The sequence below is a fragment of the Streptomyces hokutonensis genome (genome assembly GCF_042751305.1).
Taxonomy (GTDB): domain Bacteria; phylum Actinomycetota; class Actinomycetes; order Streptomycetales; family Streptomycetaceae; genus Streptomyces; species Streptomyces hokutonensis_A.
Window position 1 is genome coordinate 247,519 of record NZ_JBHYWD010000003.1, and the last position, 16,024, is coordinate 263,542.

General features: G+C 70.4%; 11 protein-coding genes. 6 read left to right on the plus strand and 5 right to left on the minus strand.

Annotated features, from left to right (window positions below):
* Positions 1-9: 9 nt before the first annotated feature.
* Positions 10-1,053, minus strand: coding sequence for a rhamnogalacturonan acetylesterase (locus tag ACFXC1_RS11040; protein ID WP_381241491.1), 1,044 nt, complete (start codon positions 1,051-1,053; stop codon positions 10-12).
* A 187-nt stretch (positions 1,054-1,240) separates the two neighbouring features.
* Between ACFXC1_RS11040 and ACFXC1_RS11045 the strand changes: the two genes are divergently transcribed.
* Entirely contained in the window at positions 1,241-2,920 is a 1,680-nt protein-coding gene (locus ACFXC1_RS11045; protein ID WP_381241493.1) for a rhamnogalacturonan lyase B N-terminal domain-containing protein, read from the plus strand.
* A 132-nt stretch (positions 2,921-3,052) separates the two neighbouring features.
* Entirely contained in the window at positions 3,053-4,540 is a 1,488-nt protein-coding gene (locus ACFXC1_RS11050; protein WP_381241494.1) for an Hsp70 family protein, read from the plus strand.
* A gap of 19 nt (positions 4,541-4,559) precedes the next feature.
* On the opposite strand, the gene ACFXC1_RS11055 is transcribed toward ACFXC1_RS11050, so the two are convergent.
* A complete protein-coding gene (locus tag ACFXC1_RS11055; protein WP_381241495.1) occupies positions 4,560-5,972 on the minus strand; it encodes an RICIN domain-containing protein in 1,413 nt (470 codons plus the stop codon).
* A gap of 1 nt (position 5,973) precedes the next feature.
* Entirely contained in the window at positions 5,974-7,044 is a 1,071-nt protein-coding gene (locus ACFXC1_RS11060) for a glycoside hydrolase family 43 protein (protein ID WP_381241497.1), read from the minus strand.
* Between the two features lie 186 nt (positions 7,045-7,230).
* On the opposite strand from ACFXC1_RS11060, the gene ACFXC1_RS11065 reads away from it, so the two are divergent.
* Together ACFXC1_RS11065 and mmuM are read left to right on the plus strand one after the other, a co-directional pair.
* Positions 7,231-9,345 carry an autotransporter gene (locus ACFXC1_RS11065; protein ID WP_381241499.1) on the plus strand — a complete coding sequence of 705 codons (2,115 nt, stop codon included), beginning with the start codon at positions 7,231-7,233 and terminating at the stop codon, positions 9,343-9,345.
* A gap of 299 nt (positions 9,346-9,644) precedes the next feature.
* Positions 9,645-10,571, plus strand: a complete 927-nt coding sequence (mmuM, locus tag ACFXC1_RS11070; protein ID WP_381241500.1) for a homocysteine S-methyltransferase — start codon at positions 9,645-9,647, stop codon at positions 10,569-10,571.
* Here mmuM and ACFXC1_RS11075 read toward each other — a convergent pair.
* Positions 10,558-11,607, minus strand: a complete 1,050-nt coding sequence (locus ACFXC1_RS11075; RefSeq protein WP_381241501.1) for a LacI family DNA-binding transcriptional regulator — start codon at positions 11,605-11,607, stop codon at positions 10,558-10,560. The two genes, mmuM and ACFXC1_RS11075, sit on opposite strands and share 14 nt — an antisense overlap.
* A gap of 179 nt (positions 11,608-11,786) precedes the next feature.
* A complete protein-coding gene (locus ACFXC1_RS11080; protein ID WP_381241503.1) occupies positions 11,787-13,364 on the minus strand; it encodes a carboxylesterase/lipase family protein in 1,578 nt (525 codons plus the stop codon).
* Between the two features lie 238 nt (positions 13,365-13,602).
* Between ACFXC1_RS11080 and ACFXC1_RS11085 the strand changes: the two genes are divergently transcribed.
* A complete protein-coding gene (locus ACFXC1_RS11085; protein WP_381241504.1) occupies positions 13,603-14,616 on the plus strand; it encodes a hydroxyacid dehydrogenase in 1,014 nt (337 codons plus the stop codon).
* Between the two features lie 120 nt (positions 14,617-14,736).
* A complete protein-coding gene (locus tag ACFXC1_RS11090; RefSeq protein ID WP_381241505.1) occupies positions 14,737-15,828 on the plus strand; it encodes a LacI family DNA-binding transcriptional regulator in 1,092 nt (363 codons plus the stop codon).
* Positions 15,829-16,024 lie beyond the last annotated feature (196 nt).

The window sequence follows — 16,024 nt, forward strand, 5'->3', positions numbered from 1 at the left end:
TTTCGGGTCTCAACCCACCCGTACCCGGTCCTCCGGCAGCAGATGCCGGGCGACGAGTGCGTCGCGGACCAGGCCCGCGTACACCGTGGCACCGTGCACGGAGGTGTGCGTGTTGTCCTTCTTCTCGTTGTACAGATAGATCGACTTGGAGCCTTCCACTCCCAGCGATTCCACCAGCGCCTTGGTCTGCGCCGTGAGATCGATCAGTGTTACCCCCTCGGCGGCGGCGACCGAGCGGATGACGCCCGGCAGGTCGACGCCGAGTCCGTTCACCAGCAGTGCCGTGCCGTTGTTCAGTGTGCCGTCGGCATTGAACCAGCGTCGGACGATCGGTGTCACCAGAACCGGACGACCGCCCATCTTCCGGATACCCGCTATGAGCGTTTCCAAATTCGCGCGGTACGTCGCCTCGTCGGTCGTCTTGTCGTTGTGGGCGAGCTGGACCAGGACGAGGTCACCGGGGTTGATCAGCGGCTGAACCGTCCCCCAGAGCAGGGGATTCGCCAGATAGGTGACCGTACTCTCCCCGGAATCGGCGTAGTTGGCGACGGAAACACCCTTCCGCAGGAACTGCGGGAGCTGTTGGCCCCAGCCGGAATACGGGTCGCCCGGTTGGTCGCAGACCGTGGAATCGCCGATCAGGACGATCTGATGGGCATGGTGGGCGGGGGTCACCCGGATGTCGGCGAGGGCGGGGGCGGTGCCGCCGAGGGTGAGGTCGAGGCCGGGGGTGCCGTCGGGGCCGGTGGGTTCGCCCTCGGGGGTGCGGACGTTCACGGTGAAGCTTCGGGTCACGGTCTGCCCGGCGGCGGTGGCCGTCTCGGGGAGCAGGGAGCGCCGGGTCTCGCCGGTGACGGCCGTGCTCGCCGCGCTCTCGCCGCCGAGGCGGACCGTGACGTCGTAGGTGCCGGGCGGGACGTCGAAGTGGCAGGCGGTCGCTGTGCAGTTGGCGATGCCGAGCGGAGGTGTGCGGTCGTGGGCCTGTGCGGGGGCGGCCGACAGGGCGGTGCTCAGGGTCACCGCGGCCAGCAGGGCGATGTTGAAACGTCTCATCCGTGGCTCCTCCGTCCGACGACAAGGCCTGGCGGTGGACCGTACCGCTCCGGACAAGCGCTTTCTAGACCCGTGCCGAATTTCGCATCATCTCCAGCTCCCGGGCTGCGAAAGCCCTTTCGCGAAATCGATTCAACTGTCACCCTCCAAAGCACCCGCACCCCCACCTCCCGAAGGAGGCACCCCCATGTCCGGTTCTGTGAACAGACCGGTCCGTCGCCGCACCTTCGTCCTCGGCACGGCGGCCGCGGCCGGTACGGCGGCGCTCGCCGGGCCGCTCGCCGGGACCGCCTCGGCCGCGAGCTTCGGCTACACCGACGACGGCTCGAACTACGTCGTCGACACCGGCGCGAGCCTGGTCTTCAAGGTCAGCAAGACGAACGGCGATCTGACCTCGCTGGTCTACAAGGGCACCGAGTACCAGGGCTACGGCGGCAAGAACTCGCACATCGAGTCCGGCCTCGGCACCTCCACCGTGACGATCACCCAGTCCGGCACGACGATCCTGATCTCCGTCGCGTACGGCACGCTGAAGCACTACTACGCGGCCCGCAGCGGCGAGAACAACGTCTACCTCTGGACCAACAAGGCCGACGACTCCGTCAGCGCGACCCGCTACATCGTGCGCGTGAAGGCCGGCCTGTTCCTCAACGACGAGCCGGATTCCTACACTTACGCGCCCACCACTATCGAGTCCGCCGACGTCTTCGAGAAGTCCGACGGCCAGACCCGCTCCAAGCACTACTCGAAGAAGCGGGTCGTCGACTACGACTACATCGGCTGGACCACCGGCAGCGTCGGCCTGTGGGTCGTGCGCAGCAACCACGAGAAGGCGTCCGGCGGCCCGTTCTACCGCTCCCTGCTGCGCCACCAGAGCGCGGACGGCGGCGGGTTGTACGAGATCCTGTACTACGGCGAGAACCAGACGGAGGCGCAGCGCTTCGGTCTCCAGGGCCCGTACGTCATCGCCTTCACGGATGGCGGCGCACCCTCCTCCTCGCTCTACCACGCCAACCTCACGACCTCGTGGGCGGATTCGCTCGGCATCTCCGGGTACGTGGCCTCCGGCGGCCGGGGCCGGGTCGCGGGCGTCGGCATCACCGGGCGGGACACGGCGTACGCGTACACGGTCGGGCTCGCCAACTCGGCGGCACAGTACTGGGGTTCGGCGCGGGCGTCGGACGGCTACTTCTCCATCGTCGGAGTCCTTCCGGGGACCTACACGTTGACCGTCTTCAAGGGCGAACTCGCCGTCTACACAGGGTCGGTGGCGGTCACGGCGGGCGGCACGACGACACTGAACAGCATCGCCGTCCCGTCCTCGAACGACCCGTCCAACGCGAGCGCGATCTGGCGGATCGGCAACTGGGACGGCACGCCCGGCGGGTTCAAGAACGCGGACCTGATGACGTACGCCCACCCGTCGGACGTGCGGGCGGCCTCCTGGACCGGCAATGTCGTCGTCGGCAGCGGGACGGAGACCTCGGCGTTCCCCTGCTACCTCTGGAAGGACGTCAACAGCGGCCTCATCGTGTACTTCAAGCTGACGGCCGCTCAGCTCGCCGCCGCGCACACCCTGCGCATCGGGGTGACGACGGCGTACGCGAACGGCCGGCCGCAGGTCGTCGTCAACGACACCTGGACCTCGGCCGTCCCGTCGCCGCCGACCCAGCCGAGCACCCGGTCGCTGACCGTCGGGTCGTACCGGGGCAACAACTACACGTTCACGTACAGCGTTCCGGCGTCCGCCTGGCTGACGGACAGCAGCGCGTACAACACGCTGAAGATCTATGTGGCGAGCGGGTCGGGATCGACGTCGTTCCTGAGCGCCGGTACGTCCATCGACGCGATCGATCTGCTGGCCTGAGTTGCCGCGACCGCGCCCCGGCCGGGCAGGCCGAGTTTTCGGCAGCGCCGGACGGGGTGCGGTCTGACGTGCCATCATATTTTTTGTCCGCATATGGGGGTGCGGGCGGTTCGGGGGAACGGGGGCTCCGCGATGCTCGGCATCGACTTCGGCACGACCAACTCGGCGGTGGGGGTTTTCCGGGAGGGCAAGGTACGGATCATCCCGAACCGGCACGGTGATCGGACCACACCCAGTGTGGTGGCCTTCGCCGGGGACGGCACCCTCCTCGTGGGCAGGCAGGCCCAGGCACAGGCACTGGTCCACCCGGAAACCGCCGTGCACCGGGTCAAGTTGGAGCTCGGCAACCGCTGGACCTTCCGGCACGGGAACCGGAGCTACTCCGCCGAGGAGGTCGCCTCCTGGATTCTGCGTGATCTGCGCCAGAGCGCCGAGGCTCATCTTGGCGAGGAGGTGAACCAGGCGGTTCTCACCGTGCCCGCCCAGTTCAACCACGTCCAGCGGGCCGCCCTGGCGGAGGCTGCCGGGATGGCGGGCATCGAGGCAGTCAGGATGATCAACGAGCCGACGGCGGCGGCTCTTTCCTACGGATACCTCCATGCGGAGGACGAGACGACCATCCTCGTCTTCGACATGGGCGGAGGCACCCTGGACATCTCCGTGCTGGAGGTCGGCGACGGGGTGGTGGAGACGAAGGGCACCGGCGGGGACGGCACGCTCGGGGGCGGCAACTGGGACCGGCGCATCGTCGAGCATCTCCTGAACGTGTTCGGCCACGAGCACGGCTTCCGGCCCACCGGATGGGCCGCTCTGCGGAGGCTGGAGGTCGCGGCCGAGCAGGCGAAGACCGAGTTGTCAGGGGCCGGCAGCACCCCCGTCCAGCTGCCGTATCTCGCAGAGGGCCCGAGCGGACCGGCGCACCTGGACACCACCCTGACGCGGTCCTGGCTGGAACAGTTGACAGTCGATCTGCTGGGGCGCTGCGAACAGCCCGTGCGGCAGGCGCTGCACACCGCCTTCGGCTCCCACGAGACCACGGACATCGACCACTTCATCCTGGTGGGCGGGGCCACACGAATGCCGGCGATCACCGAGTTCGTACGCCGGCTGGCGGGCGGCCGGGAGCCGAACCGCTCACTCGGACCCGAGGCGGTGGTGACCGGCGCGACAGTGCAGAGCGCGGTACTGACCGGTCGACTCCGCCACGAACTGCTGCTGATGGACGCCACCTCGCTGCCGCTCGGCATCGAGATCGAGGGCGGCGGCATGGCCTGCCTGATCGAGCAGGGCACCACCATCCCGACCCGACGGTCCGAGATCTTCACCACCGTCGAGCACTCTCAGTCCGTCGCCCGGTTCGACATCCGCGAGGGACACCACAAGCTCGCCGCGTACAACAAGAGACTCGGTGTGCTGGAGCTGCCCGTGCCACCGGCCCCGCGCGGGGAGCCAGTGATCGAGTTCAGCTTCGACATCGACGCGAACCACGTGCTGCATGCGACGGCCAAGGACCTGGGCACGGGCCGTGAGCTGACGGTTCGCATGAACCGGGAGAGCGCCGTGCGTGCCGCCCACCAGGAGTCCGACCCGCGCAGAGCGGTGATGCGGCACGAATCCTGAGGGCGGCCACACACTCGTCTCAACTACCCCTGGTCCACTGCTGGTTGGTAGCCCCGCTGCACGCGTACGTGATGATCGCGGCGGAGTTGGCGGTGGACGCTCCGGACACGTCCAGGCATTCGCCGCTGGTCCTGGCCTTCACGAGGACGTAGCTGCCGGAGGTGGTCAGGCTCCACTGCTGGGTGGTGGCGCCGGTGCAGTTCTCCTGGGTGACGTCGGTCGAGTTCTCCTGGAGGCACAACGAGCTGCCGCGGCCCATGAGTTCGTAGTAGCCGGTGCCGAGGTCCTTGAACCACCACTTCTGGTTGGTGCCGCTGTTGCAGGTGTACTGACTGATCGCGATGCCCTGCCACAGGGACTGGTTCGGTACGTCGGCGCACTTGGCGCTGTTGCGGGCGACGAGCGTGTTGTAGATCGCGCTCGTCCCGGTGATCGTGCCGGCGGCCGTGTCGATCGCCACCTCCGGGTACCAGGAGGCCATGGACATCGAGGTGGTGGTCGGGAAGGTCAACGGCAGCCAGACGTAACGGGAGTCGTTGACGGTGCCGCCGAAGGAGTTGCCCCAGCGGTCGCCCATGTAGAGGTACGAGGTGCCCGAAGTCCCCGTGATCGGGAGGACGTACGCCGTCTGCGAGTTGTACGCCGTGGAGTCGCCGACGTTCGTGAACGCCGTCCACGGTCCCGTGATGCTGGTGGCGGTGGCGTACTGCTGCTGGTTGGCGCTCCAGCCGGTGGCGGCCGAAGTCAGCATGAAGTAGACGCCGTTGCGCTTGAAGAGGGCGGGTGCCTCGCGGTGTCCGCCGACCCACGGGTTGGCGACCAGGCTGTCGATGGCGGTGTAGTCGGCGGTGAGCTTGTAGATGTGCAGGTCGTAGTTCTCGTTGGCGGCGGAGACCATGTAGGCGGTGCCGTCGGTGTCGACGAAGGTCGTGATGTCGCGGGACATGTTGTCGCCGAGCGGCTGGAAGCTGCCCTGGTAGGTGTAGCTGCCGTCCACGGTCGAGGAGACGGCGACGGCGGCCTTCGCCTCGCTGTAGTCGACGCCGTTCTCCTTGTGCATCCACATCACGAACTGGCCGGTGGAGGCGTTGTAGATGACCTTCGGCCGCTCGATGTAGGCGGTGCCGAGTTCGGAGGCGCTGGACTGGGTCAGGACGTGGTTGCGGAACTCCCAGTTCTTCAGGTCGGTGGAGCGGTAGGCGTCGACGTACCTGAAGGTGTTGTCGGCGTTGCGGTCCTCGCCGAACCAGTAGTAGTAGCTGCCGACCTTGATCACCCCGCCGCCGTGTGCCTGCAGGGCGTTGCCCGAAGTGTCCGTGAACTGCGTGCCGTTGGTGATGGTCTGGGCAGCGGCCTGGGCCGGGCCCGCCGTCACCAGGGCGGCGGCGAGGGCGCAGACCAGGGCGAGCAGGATGGCGTACACACGTCTCATCTCACACACTCTCCTTCACCGTGTCGGCCACGGGGACGCCGAAGTCGGGGGTGCCGTCGGGGTGCCAGCCGAGGAGCTGGATCCGGGTGTGGCGGTTGGGGTCGTTCAGAGGGTCGCCGGTGATCTCCTTGTACTGGCGCGCGTGGTAGACGAGGACGTCGCCGCGGCCGTCCTCGGCGACCGTGAAGCAGTTGTGGCCGGGGCCGTACTGCCCGGTGGTGTCGTTGCTGGTGAAGACGGGGGTCGGCGACTTGGACCAGTTCGCGGGGTCCATGAGGTCGGCGTCGGCGTCGGCGGTCAGCAGGCCCATGCAGTAGTGCCAGTCGGTGGCGCTTGCCGAGTACGACAGGAACAGGCGGCCGTGGCGGGCGATGACGGCCGGGCCCTCGTTGACCTTGTAGCCGACGGTCTCCCAGTCGTACTCCGGTGTGGACAGGCGTATTTGGGGGCCCGTCAGGGTCCACGGGTTCGCCATCCTCGACAGCCACAGGGCGGTGTTGTTGTCCATGCCGGGCTCGTGCTGGGCCCAGGCGAGATAGCGGGTGCCCCGGTGGGTGAAGGTGGTGGCGTCCAGGGAGAAGGTCTCCCAGGCGGTCCTGACCTGCCCTTTCTCCTCCCAAGTGCCCCGGAAGGGGGCGGGGTTGGCGTTCTCCAGGACCCAGATGCGGATGTCCCAGACGCTCTCGGCGGGCGCGGAGGCGAAGTAGACGTACCACTTGCCGCCGATGCGGTGGATCTCCGGCGCCCAGATGTGGGCGCCCATCGCGCCGGTGGCGTGCTTGGTCCAGATGACCGACTCGGCTGCGGTCGCGAGGCCGCCCAGGGTGCGGGAGCGGCGCAGAATGATGCGGTCGTACTCGGGGACGGTGGCGGTGAAGTAGTAGTGGCCGTCGGTGTGCCGGTGGATGTACGGGTCGGCACGCTGGCGGACGAGCGGGTTCACGAACGGGGCTGCTTTCGGGGACGCGGTCGCCGGGGCCGGGGTGATGGCCAGGGCGCCCGCGGCCAGAGCGGCTCCCTTCAGCACCAGCCTTCGGCCGGGGGCACGGGGCAGTTCGTCGTTGCGGCTCATACGGCTGCCTCTCGGAAACGTTCGAGATGGCGAACACCATCTGTCATTACGAACGACTTCGAACGCCGAAAAGGTAAGGGTGTGCCACCACGAGGTCAACGGGTCCGACGAGACATTGAGAGAGCGCTTTCCGTCCGATCTCGAAATTTCTGTTATCCCAGTGCGCCTCGAACCGTCTCCACTCCCGTGCGCAGCCATATCCACACGACAGCAGCAGCCGCCGGCGCCCTCGCCGCGGTCGCCGCCTTCCTTGTCTCCGCTCCCCCGGCCTCCGCCGCCGGCACCCGCGACGTGACCGCCGACGTCCTCGCCGACCGCGATGTCACGCTCACCGGCGACACGGTGGTCACCGTGCCGGCCGGGACGACGACGTACGACGGGGTGTTCCGCGGCCAGGGGACGCTGACCGTGCGCGGCGGCGGGACGCTGGTCCTCACCAAGGACAGCGACTTCACGCTCCCGGCGGCCCGGCAGCGGCAGAAGGTGACCACCCAGGGCGGCAACCACCCGTACACGACCGTCAGCAACCCGGACCCGCCCGCGATCACGGTCGCGCGCGGCGCGACTCTCCAGTACGGCACGGGCGGTGGCACCGGCCTGATCGGCCACTTCCCGTACAGCACACCGGGTTACCGGCTCAACCAGCTCAACGTCCGGGTCGACGGCACCCTCCGCCTCTCCCTGACCCGCACCTTCAACATCGGCACCATCAGCGGCTCGGGCCTGGTCACCCAGCCCCGCAACATGTGGGGCACGCTCGACCTCGCCGGAACCCACCCTTTCTCAGGGGTGATCGACAACGGCACCGGCATGGCGGTCGGCCGCCCCGAGTACCCGGTCGCGCTGCCCAACGCCCGCGCGATCCTCAACCAGGGCTCCTGGATCATCGACACCCCGCTGTACCAGACGATCACCCTGCACCAGACCTTCTACCAGCGCGAGTACGGCAGCGACGTCAACGTGCACTCCCGGCCGGGCAGCAAGGTCGTCCTCACGGGCCAGTACAGCTACAGCGACCAGGGCGGCGACACCAACCCGTCGCTCGGCGACCCCGGCCTCAACTGGCGGGCGATCGCCCACCAGTTGAACAAGCGCGGCACCAACATCGAGGGCGCGAACGTCCAGTGGGGCGACGGCACCACCCACCAGATCTTCATGCCGGGCACCAAGGACACCGTGTACATCAACCTCCACGCGGCGAGCGGGGTCCGGTCCAGGCTGACCTTCGACTACGACGGTCCGGTCACCCTCGGTGCGCCGATCGGCGGCGGCAAGTACCACGACACGCTGGCCGCGCCCGGCGCCGGTGACATCGTCGTCGCGGGAACACGCGGGAACGACGTGACCTTCGCGGCGCCGCAGTACTACGACGGGTCCACGACCGTGGAGAAGGGGGCGGTACTGCGGCTGGGGTCGGGAAAGCGGGACGGCGACGGCGGGGTGCTGACCGGCACGGTGGGGCGGCGGATCGTGGACGACGGGACGCTTGTCACGCGGAACGTGTCGCTCCCCGTGAAACTGTCGTACCTCTCCGGCAAGGGGTCCCTCGTCCAGTCCGGCGCCGCGACGACGACACTGACGGGCACGGCGGTCACGTACACAGGGACGACGACGGTCTCGAAGGGCACGCTTGCGCTCCGCTCGGGGGCAACTCTCGTGCGCAGCAGGTCGATCCGGCTCACCTCGGCGGGCGCACGGCTGGACGTGGGGACGACCGGCCTGCGTGTGGCGACTGAACTAACCGGTGTGGGCGCGGTGAAGGGTTCGGTGACGAACGACAGCGTGGTGACGACCGGGTTGACCGTGACCGGGAACTACACGCAGAGCGCGAAGGGCGAACTGATCCTGCGCGGCGAACCGTTGAAGGTCGCGGGCAAGGTCGGCCTGGCCGGCGACCTGGACCTCTCGGCCGCCGGTACGCATCCCGCGCGCACCGTGACGATCCTCGATCACACGGGCACCGCCCCAACGACCGGCTCCTTCAAGGGACTTCGCGAGGGCAGCAGGCTCAGGCTCGCCGACACGACGTACCGGATCAGCTACCGGGGCGGCGACGGCAACGACGTCGTCCTGACCGCCGTCACCGCGAGCAGCTCCTCCTCCCCCACCGCCCACCCCAAGTCCTCGTCCGGCACGACGATCGCCGAGGCCCGCACCGAGAACACCGCCCGCGGCGCCGCCTTCGGCTGGTGGCCCTACGCCCTCGGCCTCGGCCTCCTCGGCGCCCTGCTGGTCCCGGCGACCAAGCGCACACGGGGCGGGAGCAGGAGCGGAGGCGGGGGCGGGAGGCACGCGGCCTAGGCCGTGTCCGCAAAATGCCTGCCCCAGAGGGGGTACCCCCAGCGCCGCGGCGCCCGGCACGCTCCCCCACCGCCTCAAGGGCGTGGGAGGTGCCCCACTCGCCGCACCGGGCGAGAGCCCACGTACAACCAGGACGAGGACTTCCGCCCGGCACTCCCCCCAGCCTTCGGCCGGGGGGAACCCCCCAGAGCACGCACCGGACGCCGCGAGGCCCGCCCTCCGGGCGGACGACGTGACTTCGCGGACACGACCTAGAGGCCGACAGGCGCTCGCACGGCCGTATCGACTAGCGTCGAGACATGACCAGCGACACCGCCCCCCTCCTCGCCGACGCCCTCGCCGCCGGAACGCTCGTTCTCGACGGCGGGCTGTCCAATCAGCTCGGGGCGGCCGGGCACGATCTGAGTGACGAGCTCTGGTCGGCGCGGCTGCTCGCGGACGAGCCCGAGGCGATCGCCGAGGCGCATCTCGCGTACTTCGAGGCGGGCGCCGACGTGGCGATCACCGCGAGCTACCAGGCCACCTTCGAGGGCTTCGCGAAACGCGGGATCAAGCGCGAGCGGGCGGCCGAACTCATGGCCGGGAGCGTGGAGTTGGGCGTGGACGCGGCGGTGGAGGCCGGGAAGCGGGGGATCGAGCGGCCGCTCTACGTGGCCGCCTCGGTCGGGCCGTACGGCGCGATGCTCGCGGACGGGTCCGAGTACCGGGGCCGGTACGGGCTGAGCGTGGCCGAGCTGGAGGCCTTCCACCGGCCCCGTCTGGAGGTGCTGGACTTCGTCGGTCCTGACGTGCTGGCCTTCGAGACGATCCCGGACGCCGTCGAGGCCGAGGCGCTGCTGCGGGCGGTGCGCGGGCTGCGGACGCCGGCCTGGCTGTCGTACTCGATCGCGGGCGACCGGACGCGTGCCGGACAGCCGCTGGCGGAGGCGTTCGCCCTGGCCGCCGACGTGGACGAGATCATCGCGGTCGGGGTGAACTGCAGCGCCCCGGAGGACGTCGACGGCGCGGTCGAGATCGCGGCCCGGGTCACCGGGAAGCCCGTCGTCGTCTATCCGAACAGCGGTGAGACCTGGGACGCCGACGCCCGGGCGTGGGCGGGTCGTTCCACCTTCACCGCCGAGCAGGTCGAGGGCTGGCGGGAGGCAGGCGCGCGGCTGATCGGCGGCTGCTGCCGGGTGGGGCCCGAGGCGATCGCGGACATCCGGCGGACGCTCACAGCGTCGTGATCGAGTTCCGTACGACCACGTGTGTGCCCAGCAGCAGGTGCTCGTCCGGGGACTCCGCTGTGCGGCCGAGCGCGGTGCGTACCGCGAGGCGGCCCAGCTCCTCGTAGGGGACGTGGACGGTGGTCAGGGCCGGGTACAGATCGCGGGCGAAGGGGATGTCGTCGTAGCCGGCCAGTGAGACGTCGCCGGGCACGTCGAGGCCCGCCTCGTGCAGCGCGGTCAGGGCGCCCGCCGCGACCATGTCGGTGGCGGCGACCACCGCGGTGAACTCCAGTTTCCGGCTCAGCGCCCGGCGCATCAGCCGGTGGCCCGAGTCGCGGGTGAAGTCGCCGTGGAGCAGGAGTTCGGGGTCGGGTTCGAGGCCGCGGGCGCGATGCGCGGCGAGGTAACCGCGTTCGCGGCCCTGCGCGGTCGCGTGGTCGGGCTTGCCGCCGAGGAACAGGACACGCTGGTGGCCCTGGGCCAGGACGTGCGCGACCAGGGCGTAGGCGCCGCCCTCGTTGTCGTACTCGATGACCGTGACCGGTGCGCCCGGGCCGAGCGGCGGGCGTCCGCACAGCACGAGCCGCGAGCCGGCCGCCGCGAGCGAGTCGGCGATACGGCGGGTGCGGGTGCGGTACTCGGGGGTGTCGGCGGTGCCGCCTACGAGGATCACGGCGGCGGTGCGCTGGGCGCGCATGGTCTCGATGAAGTCCAGTTCGCGCTGGACGTCGCCCTCCGTGCTGCACACCAGGCAGAGATGGCCGAGCCGGGTCGCCTCGCGCTCCACACCGTGTGCCATCAGGGCGAACGACGGTCCCGTGATGTCCTCCAGGACGAAGGCGAGGGTCGGTGTCCCGACGCCCGCCACGGCCTTGGCGCGGGCGTCGGCGACGTAGTCCAGCTCGCGTACGGCCCGCAGCACGCGGGTGCGGGTCGCCGTGCTCACCGGGTACTCGCCGCCGAGCACCCGCGACACCGTGGAGGCGGACACCCCTGCGCGGGCCGCCACGTCCCGGATGGTGCTCCCGTTCGCGTCCTGGCTCTTCCTGGTCATGCGCCGCCCCGCCCCTCCCCTGCCTGCGGGAACACGTCCGGCAACCGGTTCCCTGCGCGGAGGTTAGCAGCGAGCGGCGGTCGGGAGGAGGGGCACGGTTCGGCCAATTCACCTACGTCAGTACGGCGGTCGTCGGCGAACCGCGTTGAGCAACCGGTTTCCGCCCCGTATCCGCCCGCTCACGACGACTTCGGCACATCCCCGGTCCGCCGCAACCGCCTTACGACCGACCGCAGTTCCACGGCACCGCGTGCGGGTGTGCCCACGACCGGGACCGCCGGCTCGCGGGTCGCCGTGTCGGCCGCCCAGAGGGCGAACTCGGGGTCGCGGGGGCCGTCGGCGACGTAGGGCGGGCCCTCGCCGAAGATCCGGACCGGGTGCGAGTCGTCCCAGGCGCGCCAGCCCGGGTCGCCGTCCACGGCGAACCGGACCCAGGCCGCGTGCATGGTGTCGGCGAGTTCCTGGGGCGCGCCCTCGCCCGCGAGTTTGGCGGCCTCGGGGATGTCGCCGGTGTCGAAGACGAAGCCGAGTTCGAGGGCGTGGCAGGAGCCGAGGTCGGGGAGGTTGGAGGGCCAGGCGAACTCGTAGAGGTAGGAGCTTCCGGGGCGGGCGTCGGCGAGGCGGTGCAGCGGGTAGCGCAGCAGGTGGTCGGTGACGAGCTGGCCGACGGTCTCGGCGGTGCCGGCTGCGGGGTGCAGGGCGCGGTAGCCGCGCGGGACCTCGACTCCGCAGTGGCAGCGGGCCATCGCGCCGGCCAGGGCGACCGCGCCGAGCCGGTCCACGCGCTCGTGGAGGCCGCCGGGGACCAGCCACAGCCGGTACTCGTCGCGGGTCCAGCCCATCAACAGGTCGACGTCCTGGGCGACTTGACCGTCGATGAGCGCCTCCAGCGGGTCGCGGGGCACCAGTTCGCCGTCGATGACGATGCCGAACGTGGGCCCGCCGAGCACCGGGCTGCTGAGCCTGCCGACTTCGGCCTGGGTGCGCAGCAGCAGTTCGCGGTCGACGGCGGCGAAGGCCTCGGCGGTGGCGGGAACCTTCAGCCGGGTCGCCATCCGGCGCACCATCCGCCGTACCTTGTCGCGGTCGAAGGCCTCCGGGGGTCCGCTCTGCAGAACGGCCCGCCGCAGGAGCCCCTGGGCCTGCGGGGCGGCGAGCAGGGCGCCGGCGCTGATGGCGCCGGCGGACTGACCGGCGAGGGTGATCCGGTCGGGGTCGCCGCCGAAGGCACTGATCGACTCGTGCACCCAGCGCAGCGCGGCCAGCTGGTCGCGCAGGCCGGGGTTGGCGGGCGCGTCCGGGAAGAGGCCGTAACCCTCCACGCCCAGGCGGTAGTTGACCGAGACGAAGACGACTCCGTCGCGGGCGAAGGCGTGTCCGTCGTAGACGGGGACGGCCGAGGAACCCCGGGTGAGCGCGCCGCCGTGCAGCCAGACCATGACCGGCAGCCGGGCGCCCGGGCCGGGGTCCGGGGTCCACACGTTGAGGTTGAGGCAGTCGTCGCCCGGCACGACGGGGTCGGAGAGCAGTTTCGCGAAGGCTTCGGAGTACGGCGGTTTCGGCGGGGTCGGGCCGAAGGTGAGCGCGTCGCGCACTCCGGTCCAGGGCTCGGGCGGGACGGGCGGGCGGAATCTGCGCGAGTCGAAGGGGGGCGCCGCGTAGGGGATGCCTCTGAAGACCGCGATCCCGTTCTCGTACCGGCCGCGTACCGCCCCGTAGGGGGTGGCGACCACGGGGTTCATCCGCTCTGCCGTCATCTGCCCACCAGCTCCTCACCGCGCTCGTGAACCATGCTCATCAGAGCATCACATCGCGCCCGGCTATTCCGGCGGACGAGCGCGGCTGGACGGGTTATCCGGACGGGCGTGCGGACGGGCCGCGCGGAACTGCGTGTTCTCCGACCGATTGACCCCCGCTCCCCGGCAGATCTACGGTAGAAGACGCTTTCAGAAAACGTTTCCGAAGCAGCATTCCACGCCGCACTACTGGAGGGTCATGCCCAGCGCCCAGCCGCCGAGGGCCGTGTTCGCCATGGATCCGGTGCACCTGCCCCTGCTCTTCCCCCCAACCCTGATGGCACGGCTCCGGCAGACGGCCGAGATCGACCCCGGGCTCGTCGTCCGCGACTTCGCCGCCCCCGAGGCCGCCGGGGCGCTGGCCGGGGCCGAGGTCCTGATCACCGGCTGGGGCTGCCCGCACCTCGACGCCGACGCCCTGGCTGCGGCACCCCGGGTGCGGGCCGTACTGCACGCGGCGGGCTCGGTCCGCTCGCTGGTCGGCGAGGCCCTGTGGGAACGCGGGGTAACCGTATCCAGCGCGGTCACCGGCAACGCGCTGCCGGTCGCCGAGTACACCCTCGCCATGATCCTGCTCGCCGGGAAGGACACCTTCGCGCAGCGGGAGCGCTTCCGGCACGCGCACACGTACCCGACGCCCGCCGAGACCGCCGCGATCGGCAACCTCGGCCGCCGGATCGGCGTCATCGGCGCCTCCCGGGTGGGCCGCCGGCTGCTCGAACTGCTGCGGCCCCACGACTTCGAGGTCCTCCTCCACGACCCCTACGTCGGCGTCTCCGAGGCCAGCGAGCTGGGTGCCGAACTCCTGCCGCTGGACGCCCTGTTGAGCCGCAGCGACATCGTCAGCCTGCACGCCCCCGACATCCCCGAGACCCAGCGCATGCTCGACCGCGGACGGCTCGCCCTGATCCGGGACGGAGGGGTGCTGATCAACACCTCCCGGGGCGCCCTGATCGACCACGACGCCCTCACCGACGAGCTGCTGTCCGGCCGGCTGGCCGCGATCCTGGACGTCACCGAGCCCGAGCCGCTGCCCGCCGCGTCCCCGCTCCACCAGCTGCCGAACGTCTTCCTCACCCCGCACATCGCGGGCTCGCTCGGCAACGAGCTGGCGCGGCTCGGCTCCATCGTCGTCGACGAGCTGGAGCGGCTGGCCGCGGGCCTGCCGCCGGCCCACGAGGTGCGGCACGCGGACCTGGCCCGTGTCGCCTGATCCGGGCCGTCCACAGGGCCTGCTGCCTGGAACAACGATGGGATACGGTTTCCGGACCGGCGCGGGAGCAGGGCCTCGCGCGCCCGGTGGGGAAGCCGATACCGCGAAGGAGTCGCCACGGTGAGTCAGCGCAAGACGTCGGGCGACGTCGGCCGGGCCACGATCCGGGACGTGGCGGAGCGCGCCGGGGTCTCGGTGGCGAGCGTCTCGCGCGTGCTGTCCGGCAACTATCCGGTGTCGGAGGAGCTGCGCCGCCGGGTGATGAAGGTGGTCGGCGACCTGGACTACGTCACCAACGCCCACGCCCGCTCCCTGGCCGGCGGTGGCACACCGACGGTGGCGATCCTCATCAACAACATCACCGGCGCGGCATTCGCCCATGTGGCCAAGGGAGTTGAGGGCGCGGCCACGCTGCGCGGCTGGCTCTCCCTGGTCGGCACCACCGGTGACGACCCGGAGCGCGAACTCGCGCTGGTCAACCTCATGCGCCAACAGGGCGTCGCCGCCGTGGTGTTGCTGGGCGGCGCCTACGACGTCGACGAGTACCAGCTGCGCATGGCCCGCTTCGCCCGCTCCCTCGACGCGGCCGGCTCGCACCTCGTGCTCGTCGGCCGCCCGCCACTGGAGGGCGACGTCCCGGCCACGACGGTCGACTACGACAACGAAGGCGGCGCCTACGCCATGGCGAGCCACCTCCTGTCGGCCGGCCACCGCCGGGTCCTGCTGCTGCCGGGGCACGCCGAACTCACCACGGCCCAGGGCCGGTTGAGGGGGGCGCAGCGGGCCTTCGAGGCGTACGGCGTGCCGTTCGACCCGGGGATGGTGCGGCACGGTCCGTACGACTACGAGCACGGGTACGAGGCGGTCGAGGACAGCCTGAAGAAGGGAGTGGACTTCACCGCCGTCCTCGCGGGCACCGACGTGGTCGCCGCGGGTGCCATGCAGGCGCTGCGCGCGGGAGGCCTCAGGGTGCCCGAGGACGTGTCGATCGTCGGCTACGACGACATCCCGCTGGCCTCCCAGCTCACCCCGCAGCTGACCACCGTGCACGTCCCGTACGAGGAGATGGGCCGGGTCGCGCTGCGCGCGGTGGCGGACCGGCGCGAGGGCGGCGGCACGGGCCGGCGCAGGGGCAGCGACGGCGACCATCTGGTGCTGGGCACCCATGTCGTCGTACGGAACTCGGTGCGACCGCCCGCCCGGCGGAACTAGTTCAGAGAGACGGCACACCGGCCGTCGCAGCACACGGAACCAGGGCGTTACGTAACCGGTTTCTCTTCAAATTCCCAGGCCAGACGGGGTCTGTTCAGGGCTGTCGAAACAAGGCGCTGCACACCTCTTGCTCCGAACAGCCCTCGATGTCTACCTTCCAAGCAACCGGTTTCTACCTCTTCTCTTCCGAAGGAAC